The organism is Pseudomonas sp. BJP69, from assembly GCF_007633355.1.
Classification (GTDB): domain Bacteria; phylum Pseudomonadota; class Gammaproteobacteria; order Pseudomonadales; family Pseudomonadaceae; genus Aquipseudomonas; species Aquipseudomonas juntendi.
The window spans coordinates 2,264,627-2,280,936 of the sequence record NZ_CP041933.1; the positions used below are offsets into that span (position 1 = coordinate 2,264,627).

The window sequence follows — 16,310 nt, forward strand, 5'->3', positions numbered from 1 at the left end:
TTGTGCGCCATACCCGACTACATTCGTCAGAAACATCCCTATTGCTGGGCCACGGCCCACAGCTGCTGGCGAAGCCAGCGCCGCAAGGGGTCGGCATGGGTACGCGCATGCCAGATCTGCATCACCTCCACCGGCGGCAGCTCCAGCGGTAGCGGGAACATGCGCAGGTCCTCGTCACGGTCGGTAGCTTCGAGGGCCAGCGAGCGCAGGCAGGTCAAAAGCAGGTCGGTACCCCGCAGCAAGCGCATGGGTGCGATGAAGCTGGACAGGCCAGCCACCACCCGGCGTTGCTTGCCCTGGCTGTGCAGGGCGCGATCAACCAGCCCATCAAGGTCACCGGTCAGGGTGGTGAGCAGATGGTCACTGGCCAGAAAGGTGTCCAGGTCCAGGCCGCTATCCAGGCCTGGATGGCTGCGCGAGGCAAGCACTACGAACTGCTCCCTGAGCAGCCGCTGCTGGTGGAAGGAGTCGGGCAGGTCGGTGTAGAAGCCGGCGACAGCCAGGTCACAGGTGCCTTTTTCCAGCGCTTCTCGGGGTAACGCGCCCCGGGTGTTGTGTGTAACCAGCGTCAGGTTGGGCGCTTGGCTGCGCAGTACCGGTAACAGCCTGGGCAGCAGTGTCTGCTCCACATAATCGGTGCTGTACAGGTGTACGCGGGCAGGGCGGGCGAGAAAGTCTTGCCCCTCGCAGCGTTCATAGAAGCCTTCCAGGCCCGCTACCAGGCGTTCTACCTCAGGCGCCAGCTCATGCGCCCGCGGTGTGGGGGTAAGCCCTCTGGGCGCACGCACGAACAGGGGGTCGCCAAGCTGGTCTCGCAATTTGCCGAGCTTGTGGCTGAGTGCGGGCTGGCTGAGCGCCATACGTTGGGCGGCGAGCGTGGCGCTGCGCTCCTGGTAAAGCACATGGAACAGATAGAGCAGGTTCAAGTCCTTATTGGCGATATTCATATTCCGAATGGCAGCCATGATCACTTTAGAATTATCGAATCATAGCCGTAGCGGTAGGATTCCCCCAGTGATGACTGACCCGGAGCTGCCAATTACACCTTGCGCTCCGCCACTTTGGTATTGCAGGCGCTTGCCTGATCAGGAGTTGACGCATGAAGAAGCTGACCACACTGGCGCTGGCAGTCACCGGCGCGTTGCTTGCCGGTGGTGCCCAATCGGCGCCCAAAGGCGAAGTACTGGTGCTGCTGTCCAGCGAACACCAGCTGCCGTTGCAGAACGGCGAACACTACGCCACCGGCTATTATCTCAATGAGTTCGGTGTGCCCGCCGACCAATTGCTCAAGGCTGGCTACCGCCTGGTGCTGGTGACACCCAAGGGTAATGCCCCGCGCGTGGATCCGCGCTCCGTCGACCCACAGTATTTCGCCGGTGATGCCACAGAGATGCGCCGGATTGAAAAGGTGGTGCAGGGCCTGCCAGACATCGACGATACCCTGTCGGTGAAAGAAGTGCTGGCTGGCGACCTCGACCGCTATGCCGGGCTGTTCATCCCCGGCGGCCACGCGCCTTTGATCGACTTGGCCAATAACCCGGATGTCGGCACCTTGTTGCGGCATTTCCACCAGGCAGGCAAACCCACAGCGGCTATCTGCCACGGCCCGATCGCTTTGCTGTCGGCGCAGCAGGACCCGGTCGGTTACCAGGCCGCGCTGGCGCGTGGGGAGCCGGCGGCAGCCAAAGACTGGGTGTACCAGGGCTACAAGATGACCATCTTCTCTGACCCGGAGGAGCAGGTGTTCGAGCGTTCGCTCAACGACCAGCGCTTGTTGTTCTACCCGGCGAACGCGATGGCGATGGCCGGCGGCGACATGGGTTATGCCAAGCCCTGGCAACCGAATGTGGTGGTGGATCGCGAGTTGATTACCGGGCAGAACCCGTTCTCGGACAAGGCCCTGGCCAAGGCATTGCTGAAAAAACTCGGTGAGCGCGCGAAGCTCACGGCCGAGGCCAACTGAAGCGCAAGCGGCCAGCCCAAGCAGAAGGGGCGCCACAGTGGCGCCCCTTCTTGTTTACTGCTTAGGCTTCAGGGTCCCAAGGACGATCACCTTTTTCATCCTTGACGCGGGTCGGCAGGCCCATCACGTCCAGCGCCTTGAGGAACGGCTCGGCTGGCAGCTCCTCGACGTTGACCATGCGTTTGGCATCCCACTCGCCACGGGCAACCAGCAGGGCCGCAGCCACTGGCGGTACGCCTGCGGTGTAGGAGATGCCCTGGCTGTCGGTTTCGGCATAGGCCTCTTCGTGGTCGGCCACGTTGTAGATGAACACTTCGCGCGGTTGACCGTTCTTGGTGCCTTTGACCAGGTCGCCGATGCAGGTCTTGCCGGTGTAGCCCGGGGCCAGCGAGGCCGGGTCTGGCAGCACGGCCTTGACCACTTTCAGCGGCACCACTTCCAGGCCTTCGGCCGTTTTCACCGGTTGCTCGCTGAGCAGCCCAAGGTTTTTCAGCACCGTGAACACATTGATGTAGTGCTCGCCGAAGCTCATCCAGAAGCGCACGTTCGGCACGTTGAGGTTCTTCGAAATCGAGTGAACTTCGTCATGGCCCGTGAGGTACAGGTTTTGCGAGCCAACCACCGGCAGGTCGTCGGTACGCTTGACTTCGAACATGGTGTTGCTGGTCCACTGGCTGTTCTGCCAGCTCCACACTTGCCCGGTGAACTCGCGGAAGTTGATTTCCGGGTCGAAGTTGGTGGCGAAGTACTTGCCATGCGAGCCGGCATTGACGTCGAGAATGTCGATCGAATCAATGCTGTCGAAATACTGTTGCTGCGCAAGTTTTGCGTAGCTGTTGACCACACCCGGGTCAAAGCCGACCCCGAGAATGGCGGTAATGTTCTTTTGTTGGCACTCTTCGAGGTGTTTCCACTCGTAGTTGCCGTACCACGGCGGGGTCTCGCAGATCTTGCCCGGCTCTTCGTGGATGGCGGTGTCCAGGTAGGCGACACCGGTATCGATGCAGGCACGCAGCACCGACATGTTGAGGAAGGCGGAACCGACGTTGATCACGATCTGCGACTCGGTCTCGCGGATCAGCGCCTTGGTGGCCTCGACATCGAGGGCATTGAGCGAGAAGGCCTGGATGTCGGCGGGAACCTTGAGGCTACCCTTGGCCTTGACGCTGTCGATGATGGCCTGGCATTTGGAGATGTTCCGTGACGCGATAGCGATACGACCCAGTTCGTCGTTATGCTGCGCGCACTTGTGGGCCACCACCTTGGCGACACCTCCTGCACCAATGATAAGAACGTTCTTCTTCAATTTACCTGTTGCTCCTTACTTGGGAAGCCTGCCTTACGACAGGCTGGAAACGTAGTCTTCAAAACCGAACTCACGGACGACCTCGACGCTGCCGTCGAGTTGCTTGACCGCGATGGACGGCATTTTCAAACCGTTGAACCAGTTTTTCTTGACCATGGTGTAACCGGCCGTGTCTACGAACGACAGGCGATCGCCAATGGCCAATGGGCGGTCGAACTGGTACTCACCGAAGATGTCACCGGCCAGGCACGATTTGCCGCAGACCATGTAGGTGTGCTCGCCGTTGTTGGGGGCCATCTTGGCGTTCAGGCGGTAGATCAGCAGGTCGAGCAGGTGCGCTTCGATCGAGCTGTCGACCACGGCCAGGTGCTTGCCGTTGTACAAGGTGTCGAGCACGGTCACCTCCAGCGAGGCGCTGTTGGTGATGGCGGCTTCGCCAGGCTCCAGGTACACCTGCACCCCGTAGGTTTGCGCGAAGGCCTTGAGGCGCGCGCAGAAAGCGTCTACTGCGTAGTCTTCACCGGTGAAGTGGATGCCGCCACCCAGGCTGACCCACTCGACCTGGTGCAGCAGGTGGCCGAAGCGCTCTTCGATGTGCGTGAGCATCTTGTCGAACAGGCCGAAGTCACCGTTCTCGCAGTTGTTGTGGAACATGAAGCCAGAGATCTGGCCGATCACCTGCTCGATCTTGGCCGGGTCCCATTCGCCCAGGCGGCTGAACGGCCGGGCCGGGTCGGCCAGCAGGTAGTCGGAGCTGCTGACCTGCGGGTTGACGCGCAGGCCACGCACCTTGCCTTCGGACTGGTCGGCAAAGCGTTGCAGCTGGCCGATCGAGTTGAAGATGATCTTGTCGCAGTTCTCGAGCATTTCCTCGACCTCGTCGTCGGCCCAGGCCACGCTGTAGGCGTGGGTCTCGCCGGCAAACTTCTGGCGGCCGAGCTTGAGCTCGAACAGGGAAGACGAGGTGGTGCCGTCCATGTACTGCTGCATCAGGTCGAATACCGACCAGGTGGCAAAGCACTTGAGGGCGAGCAGTGCCTTGGCACCGGAGTGTTCGCGCACGTAGGCGATCTTCTCCATGTTGCTGAGCAGCTTGGTTTTATCGATGAGGTAGTACGGCGTCTTGATCATTTAAAGGCCCCCGGCCAGGCCGGCCAAAAAAAGGACACGCATTGTGCCTTCCCTTGCCGCAGATCGAAAGGGCGCAGGGCATTTTTCCTTTGCGTGGCTGCCACTGCCGGGCAGAGTCGCCGGCAGTGTCGGGTTCAGTGATACACGGCAAAGGAAACAGACATATGACAGCCCGTATCAGTCGACCTGTCGCAGCCACGCCTGTATCTGTTCCAAAGTGGCGGTAGCACCCCCGCATACCACCACCAGCACGTTCGGGTAACGCGCCATGGCGCTGGCGTCGTAGGCCAGCGCCAACGCGGCGCCACAGGCGGGCTCCACCAGTAGCCGATGGTCTTGCAGAAAGCGTTCGCAAGCCTGCAGCGCGGCACGGTCGCTGACCAGGTGGCTGTGTACCGGTTGCCGACGCGTACAGGCCAGCGCCTGTTCGGCCACCCGCTTGGCACCCAGCGAGCCGGCGATCGAGGCAATGCGCGGCAACGCCACGGTGTGCCCGGCTTGCATGGCCGCGTGCAGCGAGGCAGCGCCGGTCGTCTCCACGGCCAGCACCGGCACGTCCGCCCAGCCATTGCGTTGCAGCCCCTCGACCACGCCGCTGAGCAGCCCGCCACCCCCCACCGACAGCACCACCGCATCGGGCTTGAAGCCGGTCGCAACCACTTCGTCGACCAGGCTGGCATGCCCGGCCCACAGCAGCGGGTCGTCGAAGGGGTGAATGAAGGCATCGCCAGCGCCTACCAGGGTCAGTGCCAGTTCGTTGGCTTCCTGCCACGAGCTGCCGTGTACCAGTACCTTGGCATTTTCCAGGCGCAGCAGTTCCTTGGCCCGTTCGGTGGTGGTCTCGGGCACCACCACGGTCACCGGCACCCCCAGTTTGCGCCCGGCGTAGGCCACCGCCAGGCCGGCATTGCCCCCCGAGGACGACACCAGGTGCCTGGCACCCCGCGCGTAGTGAACCTCGCAGGCGTGGCCCACCCCGCGCAGCTTGAACGAGCCACAAGGCTGCAGGGCGTCAAGCTTGAGCCAGATGTTGCGCCCGGCAGCCAGCGACAGCGGGCGTGATTCGATCAGGGGCGTAGGGATGTGCAAGGTCATAGGCTGGCTCCGCGCAGTTGTTCGAGGTAGTTGTAGATGGTGTAGCGGGTCACGCCGAGTGCGCTGGCGGCCTTCTCGACGCCGCCCTTGACGATGAACAGGCCACGCTCCTGCATCACGCGCACAGCTTCGAGCTTGGCCTGCTTGTTCATTCGCCCTTGGCCGTTGCGCTGCAGTGCGCCCTGGATGATTTCGCTCATCAGCAGCGCCATGTCGGCAGGCTCGGTGGCGGTCGGCGTAGCGCCCAGGGGCTGGAAGTGCTGGAGGAACTGCATGGCCGCGTCCAGGCCGGTAACATCTTTGTTCACACACAGGCTGGCAAACGGGTGCCCGCTGCTGTCGCGGAATATCGCGGTGGCGCTGCGCAGCGTGCGGCCCTTGAGGGTAGTGGGGTAGTCGGGCAGCACCACCGGCTCACAACCCTGCTGGTCGGCCGAGGCCTGCATCAGGGCCTTGAAACCCTGGTCCTGTTCCGGGGCGGCAAGGATCGGGCTGCCGATGCTGCGACCGGAAAGGTGGCCATTGACGATAGCCACCACCGAGTGCTCGGGGTGGTCGAGGTCGTGCAGGAGGATTTCCATGTTGCGCGCGGCAACGCTGCCCAAGGCCTGGATGGCGGCCTTGAGCACGGTGAGGGTGAGCTGGCGCTCGGCAGTGGGTGTCATGGGCAACGAGTCGCAAAAATCAACGATTTGTGTATATTTACACGAATCGTTGATTTTGGCGACGGTTGTCTGAAGGGCGTTGCCGTGGGGAGGTTAACCCAGGGCGGGGGTGCGCGGCGGCACAATGCGGCGCGAACCGGTCGCTTCAAAGGCGGCCGCAAAGGTCAGCAGGGCATTGTCGCTGTAGGCCCGCCCGGCGAAGGTCAGGCCCACCGGCATACCGATGTCGGCCATGACGCCCATCGGTACGGTCACGGTCGGTACGCCAAGGTGGCGGATCGCCAGGTTGCCATTGGCCACCCATACGCCGTTGCTCCAGGCGATGTCCGCCGATACCGGGTTGACGTCGGCATCGGCCGGGCCGACATCGGCCACGGTGGGGAACAGCACGGCGTCCAGGCCTTGGGCGTCCATCCAGTCTTCCAGGTCCAGCTTGCGGGTCCGCTCCAGGCCGCGCAGCCCATCGGGCAGGGTCTCGATCTGGTCCCAGGTCTTCAGGCCACGCTTGGCCATGTTGACGTATTCGTCCATGCCGGCTGCAAGGTCGTCTTCGCGGTTGGGCAGGGTGCCCGGGTCGTGCGGGAAAATCTGATGCCCATCGACATCCGCCAGGCGGTTGAGCTTGGGGTCGCCATTGGCGCGCAGGAAATCATCGAAGCCCCAGCCCGACAGCTCCCACAGCTCGTCGTGCAGGAATTCCTTGCTGACGATGCCGCGGTTGTACACCGTGGGTGCGCCGGGGCGGTCCCCTTCGCAGTTGGACACCAGCGGGAAATCGACTTCCACCACTTGCGCGCCGGCCGCTTCCAGGGCCTGACGGGCCTGTTGCCACAGGGCGATAACGCTCGCGCGGGTGTGGATGCGCTGGCCGGTAGGGCCCCCGATACCGGGCTTTTGCGAAGTGCCGGCTGCGTCGTCGGCATTGATGTACATGCGCGGCACGCCGAAGCGCTTGCCCTTGAGGGCGCCGGCATCGGCGGCCAGGTCCAGGTACGACGCCGGGCGCACCGCCGAGGCCGCAGGGATGGGCACCCAGGGCTGCAGGCGCCACAGGTCGCCACGCTTGTCGGGGTCATCGGCGACCACCACGTCGAGTACCTCCAGCAGGTCGGCCATGGTGCGCGCATAGGGCACCACCACATCCATGGTCGGGGTCAGCGGCCAGTTGCCGCGCACCGAAATCACCCCACGCGAGGGCGTGTAGGCGCACAGGCCATTGTTCGAGGCGGGGCCGCGGCCACTGGACCAGGTTTCTTCGGCCAGGCCGAAGGCGCTGAAACTGGCGGCGGTAGCCGTGCCGGCGCCGTTGGAAGAGCCCGAGGCGAACGGCGCGGTCAGGTAATGGGCGTTGTACGGGCTTTCGGCGCGGCCATACACACCGCGCTGCATGCCCCCGTTGGCCATGGGCGGCATGTTGGTCTTGCCCAGGCATATGGCCCCGGCGGCGCGCAGGCGCTCGATGGTGAAAGCGTCGCGCTGGGCCACCAGGTCTTTGAAGGCCGGGCTGCCCGATGCCGCAGTCAGGCCTTTGACCAGGTAGCTGTCCTTGGCGGTGTAGGGAATGCCGTCCAGCGGGCTCAGAAGCTGGCCTTTGGCGCGGCGGGCATCGGAGGCCTCGGCTTCCTGCAGCGCCTGCGGGTTGCGCACCACTACGGCGTTCAGGGCGGTGGCCGTGTCGGCGCCGTCGTAGGCATCAATGCGGGCCAGGTAGGCCTTGACCAGCTCGACCGCCGTCGTGCGGCCCGATTCGAGCGCGTCGCGCAGCTCGGCAATGGAAACCTCGGTTACCTCGATCATGCGTTCACCAAACAATGTACAGGTGGGGGCTATTGCGGGGAGTGTACAAGAAGGGCTACGCGGACGCAGGTTTGCGCAGGGGCAAACGGTTTTGTGCAGGTGGGCATTGTCATGCCCGAACACGCGGCAGGCATTGGCAGGGGCGGCCCTGTGTCGCCACAGGGCCACCTTCGGCGTGCGTTGTATCAGTTGTCCAGATCTACAGCCGAGTGCCGTTCAGGCACCTGGCTGGCTTCGTCGCCCCAGGTGCGGTTCACCCGGGTGCCGCGTTGCACTGCCTTGCGCGCGGCAATCTCCTGCGCCCAGCGCTGCACATGCGGGTACTCGTCCACCGCCAGGAACTCTGCTGCGCCGTACAGGTTGCCCAGTACCAACTGGCCGTACCAGGGCCATACGGCAATATCGGCGATGCTGTATGCCTCACCGCCCAGGTAGCGGCTTTCGGCCAGGCGCCGGTCAAGCACATCCAGCTGACGCTTGGCTTCCATGGTGAAGCGGTTGATGGCGTACTCGAACTTCTCCGGCGCGTACACATAGAAATGACCAAAGCCGCCACCCAGGTACGGCGCCGCCCCCATCTGCCAGAACAGCCAGTTCAGGCACTCGGTGCGGGCAGCAGGCGCTGTCGGCAGCAGGGCACCGAACTTTTCTGCCAGGTACAACAGGATCGAGCCGGACTCGAATACACGCACCGGTGGTTCCTGGCTGCAGTCGAGCAGCGCGGGGATCTTGGAGTTGGGGTTGACCTTGACGAAGCCGCTGGAAAACTGGTCGCCTTCGCCGATGCGGATCAGCCAGGCATCGTACTCCGCGCCAGCGTGGCCGAGTTCAAGCAGCTCTTCCAGGGCAATGGTGACCTTCACGCCGTTGGGTGTGGCCAGGGAATACAGCTGCAGCGGTTGCTTGCTCTTGGGCAGGTCCTTGTCATGGGTAGGGCCGGCGACGGGGCGGTTGATGCTGGCGAACTGGCCCCCGGATGCAGCGTCAGGGCGCCAGACCTTGGGTGGCACGTAGGCAGATTTGCTCATGCATGAAACTCCTTCAAGGGCGCTGAAGCGGTCAGATAAAACCGTTGACCGTCATCTATGACACGGGTTCGCCGCCAGGTGCAAATGCAGGGTGCGCGTGCAGGCCTGGCATAACGCCGGTTTCATCCAGTTTTCATGCGGCGCCTGCGGGGCCAGGCCTATGCTGGGTTATCGCATTGCCACGCAAGGAGCCGCTGGCCGATGACTCTCCCCCGTTGCGTGTTGACGCTGGCGCTGTGCGCCTGCCTGCTGGCCCATGCCGAGGCTGCGCAATGGGCAGCAGGCCTGCATCACATGACCTTGACCGACCCGGTCGATAACCGGCCCATGCAGGCGCTGGCGTTCTACCCAGCGCTGGGCCAGGCCCGCAGTAGCCGCATCGATGGCTACCCGCTCGACGTGGCCGAAGAGGCCCCAATCGCCATGGGGCGCTTCCCGCTGTTGGTGCTGTCGCACGGCAATACCGGTAGCCCGCTGGCGTTGCATTACCTGGCTACGGCGTTGGCGCGCGCAGGGTTCGTGGTGGTGGCGGTGGTCCACCCCGGGGACAACACCCGCGACCACAGCCGCCTGGGCACCCTGAGCAATCTGTATGGCCGGCCGTTGCAGCTCAGCGCCGCGATCACCGCGGCCCGCGCAGACAGCGTGGTGGGCCCGTACCTGACGGACGGCAAGGTGGGTGTGATCGGCTACTCGGCGGGTGGTGAAACGGCGTTGATCTTGTCTGGCGCGCACCCGGACCTGGAGCGTTTGCGCCAGTACTGCCTGGAACGCCCGAACGACGCCGACGCCTGCAAGACCCACGGCATATTGATAGCCGACCGCAGTGAGCTTGGCCCCAAGGCCGACCCGCGTGTCGGCGCGGTGATGTTGATGGCGCCGCTCAGCCTGCTGTTCGGGCGGCATGCCCTGGCCGGGGTGCAGGTGCCGGCACTGATCTACAGCGGCGACAGCGACCAGTTGGTGGCCGTGGACCGCAACGCCGCAGCGCTGGCCCGCAAGCTGCCAGTCACACCGGATTACCGGCTGTTGGCCGGTGCCGGGCATTTCGTGTTCATGGCCCGTTGCGATGCCGAGCAATACCAGCGCATGCCGGTGCTGTGCAAGGATGCCGAAGGCGTTGACCGTCGGCATATCCACCACTCACTGCAACGTGAAACCGCAGCGTTCTTCAGCGAGGCGCTGGGGGCGCCGCAATTGGCCGAGCGCTCAGCGGCCACGGCCACGCCGCGCCAGTAGCTGCGTCAGCCCAACGCCGGCCAGTGCCAGCAGGGCGGCCACGCAGAAGATCGAGGCATAGCCCAGGTGCGCGGCAACCGCCCCCATTACCGGCCCGGCGAGGGCCAGGGCCATGTCGAAGAACACCGCGTAGGCGCTCAGCCCGGCACCCCGGCTGCTGCTGGGTACCTGCCTGATGGCTTCGACGCCCAGTGCCGGGTACACCAGCGACAGCCCAAAGCCGGTCAGCCCGGCACCCAGCAACGCCCACGGTGGTGAGGGCGCCAGCCACAGCAGGCCAAGGCCGAGCACTTCGGTGGCCATGCAGGCGACCGCGACGTTGTAGCCACCAAAGCGGTTGACGGCGTTGACGAACAGCAGCCGGGAGATGATGAAGCACACGCCAAACGCGCTCAGGCACCAGGCTGCGCCGGCCCAGCCACGCTCAAGATAATACAGGGTGACAAAGGTGGTCAGGGTGCCGTACCCGATGGAAGCCAGGGTCAGGCCAACACCACACGGCGCCACCCGGCCGAACGCCGACCAGAAGGGCAGGCGCTCGCCGCGCGTCACCGCCACGTCGGGGCGTTTGCGCAGCACCAGCAGGGCAATGGCTGCCAACCCCAGCAGCGCCGGGCCCAGCACGCTGAAGCCCAGCCCGTCGACGGCCAGCACCCCCACCGGCGCGCCGATGGCGATGGCACCGTAAGAGGCGATGCCGTTCCATGAAATGACCCGGGCGGTGTGTTCAGGGCCGACCTGGCTGATTCCCCAGCTCAGGGTCGCCACGCCGATCAACCCCTGGGCTATGCCCAGCAGCAGGCGCCCGGCAAGCAGTAGGCCCAGACTGAGGGTTGGCAGGTTCAGCACCCAGGCGGACAGCAGGGTCAGCACACCGCAGCCGGCGATACCCAGCAGGCCATAGCGTATTGCCCGCTTGCCGCCCAAGGTATCGGCCACCTTGCCGGCTAATGGCCGGCTGAGCAGGGTGGCCAGGTATTGCAAGGCGATGGTCACGCCCGCGATCACGGCGCCGAAGCCCAGCTGATCGTGCACATGGCTGGGCAGTACAGCGATCGGCAGGCCGATGCAGAGGAAGGCAATGAACGTGTAGAAGACGATCGACAGGATTTGCAGGGTTATGTGCAAGCTATCGCTGGGGGGAGCAGGTTGTTGCGCGGTCATGGGCTCGTTCGCGGGCGGGCGGTTGGGCGTGAACCCATCATGGCCGTTGCGCGAAGGAAATGAAAGCAGGCTAACGAATTTTTCGTCGAGAGGCCTCGCGCTGTGGCGCAAGGCCCAGCCGCCCAAGGCAGCCAGGCCTTGCGGCTCAATCAGACCAACACACCCTGGCTACGCAGGTAGTCGTCGTAGGTACCGCTGAAGTCCACCACGCCATCGGCCGAGAGCTCGATGATGCGGGTAGCCAGCGACGAAACGAATTCGCGGTCGTGGCTGACGAACAGCAGGGTGCCTGGGTAGTTTTCCAGCGCCAGGTTGAGTGCTTCGATCGACTCCATGTCCAGGTGGTTGGTCGGTTCGTCCATCACCAGCACGTTGGGCTTTTGCAGGATCAGCTTGCCGAACAGCATGCGGCCTTGTTCACCACCGGAAATCACCTTCACCGACTTGAGGATCTCGTCGTTGGAGAACAGCATGCGCCCCAGGGTGCCGCGGATCACCTGCTCCCCGGATGTCCACTGGCCCATCCAGTCGAACAGGGTCATGTCGTCTTCGAAGTCGTGGGCGTGGTCTTGCGCGTAGTAGCCGACTTCGGCGCTGTCGGTCCACTTCACCGAACCGGCATCCGGGGTCATTTCGCCGACCAAGGTGCGCAGCAGGGTGGTCTTGCCGATACCGTTGGGGCCGATGATCGCCACGCGCTCACCCGCTTCCACGGTAAGGTCGAAGTTCTTGAACAGCACCTTGTCATCGAAGGCTTTGGCCATTTTCTCGACGACCACGGCCTGGCGGTGCAGCTTTTTGGTCTGCTCGAAGCGAATGAACGGGCTGACGCGGCTGGACGGTTTCACCTCGGCCAGCTGGATCTTGTCGATCTGCTTGGCGCGCGAAGTGGCCTGCTTGGCTTTCGAAGCGTTGGCCGAGAAGCGGCTGACGAAGGTCTGCAGTTCGGCGATCTGGGCTTTTTTCTTGGCGTTGTCCGCCAGCAATTGCTCGCGCGACTGGGTGGCCGCCGTCATGTACTCGTCGTAGTTGCCCGGGAACAGGCGCAGCTCGCCGTAGTCCAGGTCAGCCATGTGGGTGCACACGCTGTTGAGGAAGTGGCGGTCGTGGGAAATGATGATCATGGTGCTGTTACGCGCCGTGAGGACCGTTTCGAGCCAGCGGATGGTGTTGATGTCCAGGTGGTTGGTCGGTTCGTCGAGCAGCAGCACGTCCGGGTCCGAGAACAGCGCCTGGGCCAGCAGCACACGCAGCTTCCAGCCAGGGGCCACTTCGCTCATCGGGCCGAAGTGCTGCTCAAGCGGAATACCCAGGCCCAGCAGCAGTTCGCCGGCGCGCGACTCGGCGGTGTAGCCGTCCATTTCGGCGAATTCGGTTTCCAGTTCGGCGACGGCCATGCCGTCTTCCTCGGACATTTCCGGCAGCGAGTAGATACGGTCGCGCTCAGCCTTGACCTTCCACAGCTGGCCGTGGCCCATGATCACCGTGTCGATGACGGTGAATTCCTCGTAGGCGAACTGGTCCTGGCGCAGCTTGCCCAGGCGGGTGTTGGGTTCGAGCATGACCTGGCCACCCGAAGGCTCCAGGTCACCGCCGAGGATCTTCATGAAAGTCGACTTGCCGCAGCCGTTGGCGCCGATCAGGCCGTAGCGGTTGCCGTTGTTGAATTTGACAGAAACGTTTTCGAACAGCGGCTTGGAGCCGAACTGCATGGTGATGTTGGCGGTGGAGATCAAGGAGCTTACCTATCAATAACTTACGTGGCTTCTTCGCAGCTGCGGACCAATTTGGGGCCAGTCTGGCGCTTTTCCAGTTCTGACCAGTGGTTGGACGAGTCAATCCAGCGCGCATAAGTCGATAAGAGCATCTGCACGCCATGCCCGAGCTGTTGGGCGATAAATGTGGGGTTGAGACCAGACATTGAGCGTATTGTCGCATAGGTATGGCGGCAGTTATACGGGGGCGGTACCTGATCCCCAAACCTGCGAGGATCGGCCGCCATGGTTGATGCCGGTCCGACGTGACCGCCCCCCCCTTGAAGGATGACTTGATGAATTCCAACCACAGTGTCTATGCCGTCGATCATATTGGCTTCGCCGTCAGCTCACTGGAAGAAGCCATTCGCTTCTGGACAATCGGGCTTGGTTTCACGCTCGAACGCCAGTCGGAAATGGGAGGACCATTCATTCTCGATGTAACCGGCACCGCCGACCCGAAGGTGCGAACGGCGATAGTGAAAGGGCCGGATGGCAGCCGAGTGGAGTTGCTGGAATATTCGCAGGGTGCCCGCCACGGTGTCACTCCGCCTACGGCATCTGCGATTGGCTCAGCGCATCTGGCATTGGGCGTGCAAGACATGCACGCCGTACTCGGTCGCATCGAGCAAGCGGGCTGGCAGGCCAGGGGTACGCCTCAACCGATCCCCGCAGGCCCACGCAAGGGTACGCTGGTGGTGTATGTGACCGGGCCAGATAACATTACGCTGGAGCTGATGCAGGCGGCTGAGTAGCGGGCTGCGAACAGCCTCCCGTATCTCAGGCCATTGATCGTGATGATGGGCAACCTAGCCAACGGTAATGCCGCCATCGGGCATAAGCGTGCGCATTGGGCCGAGGAAGGCAATGGTGATCGGCTGCTCCCGACCTGAAGCTGCCCCTGCCAAGACACTCAGAGAAGTGGGGTGGAGTGTAGGCGCCCCACCCGCTATGATGCTGCCGGGGTCAGCAACCCATGCAAACTGTGCAATGCGCGGGCGATTCAGGACCTCCTGTCACTCGTGCCTAGGTAGGTCAGGGTACCGGATTACCCTGAGTCATGAATGAGGACGTTATGAAACACATAGTGGGAATTTCCGCAGCCATCGTTATGGCGTGTAGCCTGTCAGCACAGGCGGATGAGAAAGTACCTGCCCCAAACGAGAAGAATTGTTCGGGTAGCACGTACGATCAGATCCTCGCCAGTCTTTCGAAAGACTCTGATCGCAATGAATTCGTTTTCAACTGCAAGAGTTTTAACCAAGCTCGAAAACACACAGAGTGGAAGTTCGAGAAGAGCCCACCGGACGATTTCTGACCGCTGATGTGATTCAGTGCTTGCTGAAAAAAGCTCTTCATCAGCGCTGACACCTCCTTTGAAGTATTACAGCTTAGCGCGGCGCAATGTGCCTTCCCCGAACGTGGCCGAGCCCTCGGATGAGGCTGACGACGAAGAAGTCGTTGCGCCAACCAAACGCCGTGGCAAGCGCAAGCCGCTGCCAGCTGATTTGCCGCATATCGAAGTTGTTCACGAACTGCCCGAGCATGAACTGACCTGCGCTTGTGGCTGCCGTAAACATGCCATCGGTGAACAAGTCAGCGAACAGCTTGAAATCGTCCCGATGCAGATTCGCGTCATCAAACATGTTCGCAAGGTGTATGGCTGCCGTGGCTGCGAGTCAGCGCCCGTAACGGCGGACAAGCCCGCCCAGATGATCGAGAAAAGCATGGCCAGCCCGTGTGTGCTGGCCATGCTGCTGACCACCAAATACGTAGACGGCTTGCCGCTTCACCGCTTCGAAAAAGTGCTGGGGCGTCGCGGTATCGATATCCCGCGCCAAATCCTGGCACGCTGGGTGATTCAATGCAGCGAGTACTTTCAGTCGCTACTTAATCTGATGCAGCAGAAAACTCAACATCCAGTGCAATTTGAGATCACCGAGCAAACCCGTATGGCTTTGGAAGCCTGGATGCATCAGGCTCACCTACGTAGCGAGGACTGTCTGTTTCCGAGTCGGCTACTCGGTTCAGATCAACTCTCCACCAGGCAATACGCTCGAATAGTGAAAGCCTGGGTGACAGCCATTGGCCTTGATCCAGCGCTGGACGGCACCCACACGCTGCGGCGAACGAAGGCCTGATTAGTCTTTCGTAGAACCAAGAGTCTGAGGGCAGTCCAACTCTTGCTTGGCCATTCGAAGCTTGAAAGCACCGTCAGATATCTGGGAATTGAGGTCGACGATGCCTTGGAGATGGCAGAGCAGACGGAGGTCTGAGCATCTAAAGCGACGGTGCGAGGGCAGACCGTCGCTAACCTACCCCATTGCAGCCGTTGGCCGATGTCGGCTAGCGATCCAATGCAGACACTTGATACCGGCGGCGCTTAGCAACCCATCGGTCATCCAGGTACGATGCCGGCATGCACTAGTGCCGCGATAATAAACGGAGACTTTTTCTCCAGATACTCAGCCATCCCACCTGTATTGCTCGACTCAAGTTGGAGCTTCAGTGCTTCATACTGCTGGCGCATCGAGGCATCGCATCTAAGCAAATCTCTGAACCCCACCATCTGGGTGATCGCAAGGTGTCCACTGACACAAGCGTGGAGCTTGTGCGTGCGAATCCCATTCACATTACGTCGGTAGAAATGATGCCCTTCCGATAAGTCGCTTCCTCGCACATATCCCAAGCCCATCAACACCTCATCCCGCGCCGAGGCGTTGCTATGATCGTGAACCTCGATGAGCACATCGATCTCAGGCTTCGCCGCGAGCCCTGGAACGGAGGTACTTCCAATATGCTGTATGGCAATCAGTTCATCGCCAAAGGCCGAAGCGATGAGTGGCTTGTCTGCCAGAAAGCGGGTGGGCCAAGTGGGGTCATAGGGGATGATCTTGCTGGTCAGTGCCATTTCCGTTCCTTGGAGGCTAGTACCTGATACTCCGAATGTTCCCTCAATACTTGTGAATTCGCCAGCCACTGATAACGATACCCCGGCCATTCGGCAATTTAGTAGATCCAATTCGAATCTGACCGAGGTTGGGTAGCCGTCCTGTCTAGCGTGTACTTCTGGCCGACTGCCGCCCCATGCGAAGGGCTGCAATGGGTCGATAGCGCCTGGTTGATGACGCTCGGAGCTCTTGGCCAAAACCGCTCAAGGCCTGGGTC

At 62.4% G+C, this 16,310-nt stretch carries 14 protein-coding genes and 2 pseudogenes; 5 read left to right on the plus strand and 11 right to left on the minus strand.

Annotated features, from left to right (window positions below; translation table 11 throughout):
* Positions 1–38: 38 nt before the first annotated feature.
* Entirely contained in the window at positions 39–947 is a 909-nt protein-coding gene (locus FPB55_RS10420) for a LysR family transcriptional regulator (protein ID WP_125854402.1), read from the minus strand.
* 152 nt (positions 948–1,099) lie between these two features.
* On the opposite strand from FPB55_RS10420, the gene FPB55_RS10425 reads away from it, so the two are divergent.
* Positions 1,100–1,963, plus strand: coding sequence for a type 1 glutamine amidotransferase domain-containing protein (locus tag FPB55_RS10425; protein WP_125854401.1), 864 nt, complete (start codon positions 1,100–1,102; stop codon positions 1,961–1,963).
* A gap of 61 nt (positions 1,964–2,024) precedes the next feature.
* On the opposite strand, the gene FPB55_RS10430 is transcribed toward FPB55_RS10425, so the two are convergent.
* The 6 genes from FPB55_RS10430 to yghU form a co-directional block, all read right to left on the minus strand.
* A complete protein-coding gene (locus tag FPB55_RS10430; RefSeq protein WP_125854400.1) occupies positions 2,025–3,269 on the minus strand; it encodes a saccharopine dehydrogenase family protein in 1,245 nt (414 codons plus the stop codon).
* Positions 3,270–3,302: 33 nt separating this feature from the next.
* Positions 3,303–4,400: a carboxynorspermidine decarboxylase gene (locus tag FPB55_RS10435; RefSeq protein WP_115293955.1), complete on the minus strand. Its 1,098-nt coding sequence runs from the start codon at positions 4,398–4,400 to the stop codon at positions 3,303–3,305.
* 177 nt (positions 4,401–4,577) lie between these two features.
* A complete protein-coding gene (locus FPB55_RS10440; RefSeq protein ID WP_125854399.1) occupies positions 4,578–5,495 on the minus strand; it encodes a pyridoxal-phosphate dependent enzyme in 918 nt (305 codons plus the stop codon).
* Entirely contained in the window at positions 5,492–6,166 is a 675-nt protein-coding gene (locus FPB55_RS10445) for a PAS domain-containing protein (RefSeq protein WP_125854398.1), read from the minus strand. Before FPB55_RS10445 ends, FPB55_RS10440 begins: the two co-directional genes overlap by 4 nt.
* 87 nt (positions 6,167–6,253) lie before the next feature.
* Complete coding sequence (locus FPB55_RS10450) at positions 6,254–7,957, minus strand: amidase (RefSeq protein WP_125854397.1); 1,704 nt, start codon at positions 7,955–7,957, stop codon at positions 6,254–6,256.
* A gap of 185 nt (positions 7,958–8,142) precedes the next feature.
* Positions 8,143–8,985, minus strand: coding sequence for a glutathione-dependent disulfide-bond oxidoreductase (gene yghU / locus FPB55_RS10455; RefSeq protein ID WP_125854396.1), 843 nt, complete (start codon positions 8,983–8,985; stop codon positions 8,143–8,145).
* Between the two features lie 201 nt (positions 8,986–9,186).
* Here yghU and FPB55_RS10460 point away from each other — a divergent pair, with 201 nt between their 5' ends.
* Entirely contained in the window at positions 9,187–10,224 is a 1,038-nt protein-coding gene (locus FPB55_RS10460; RefSeq protein WP_115293959.1) for a dienelactone hydrolase, read from the plus strand.
* Here FPB55_RS10460 and FPB55_RS10465 read toward each other — a convergent pair.
* The 3 genes and pseudogenes from FPB55_RS10465 to FPB55_RS26555 all read right to left on the minus strand — a co-directional run.
* Positions 10,195–11,388, minus strand: coding sequence for an MFS transporter (locus tag FPB55_RS10465; protein ID WP_125854395.1), 1,194 nt, complete (start codon positions 11,386–11,388; stop codon positions 10,195–10,197). The genes FPB55_RS10460 and FPB55_RS10465 overlap by 30 nt on opposite strands.
* 149 nt (positions 11,389–11,537) lie before the next feature.
* Positions 11,538–13,124: an ABC-F family ATPase gene (locus FPB55_RS10470; protein ID WP_029885780.1), complete on the minus strand. Its 1,587-nt coding sequence runs from the start codon at positions 13,122–13,124 to the stop codon at positions 11,538–11,540.
* A gap of 20 nt (positions 13,125–13,144) precedes the next feature.
* Positions 13,145–13,410 (minus strand): annotated as a pseudogene (locus FPB55_RS26555) (site-specific integrase); the annotation flags it as partial.
* Between the two features lie 28 nt (positions 13,411–13,438).
* Here FPB55_RS26555 and FPB55_RS10480 point away from each other — a divergent pair.
* The 3 genes and pseudogenes from FPB55_RS10480 to FPB55_RS26225 all read left to right on the plus strand — a co-directional run.
* Positions 13,439–13,897, plus strand: a complete 459-nt coding sequence (locus FPB55_RS10480) for a VOC family protein (RefSeq protein ID WP_125855630.1) — start codon at positions 13,439–13,441, stop codon at positions 13,895–13,897.
* A gap of 356 nt (positions 13,898–14,253) precedes the next feature.
* Positions 14,254–14,460 carry an entry exclusion lipoprotein TrbK gene (gene trbK, locus FPB55_RS10485; protein ID WP_223809672.1) on the plus strand — a complete coding sequence of 69 codons (207 nt, stop codon included), beginning with the start codon at positions 14,254–14,256 and terminating at the stop codon, positions 14,458–14,460.
* A 115-nt stretch (positions 14,461–14,575) separates the two neighbouring features.
* Positions 14,576–15,103: pseudogene (locus FPB55_RS26225) on the plus strand (transposase); the annotation flags it as partial.
* Positions 15,104–15,540: 437 nt separating this feature from the next.
* Here FPB55_RS26225 and FPB55_RS10500 read toward each other — a convergent pair.
* Positions 15,541–16,053 carry a GrpB family protein gene (locus FPB55_RS10500; RefSeq protein ID WP_125855629.1) on the minus strand — a complete coding sequence of 171 codons (513 nt, stop codon included), beginning with the start codon at positions 16,051–16,053 and terminating at the stop codon, positions 15,541–15,543.
* Between the last annotated feature and the right edge of the window lie 257 nt (positions 16,054–16,310).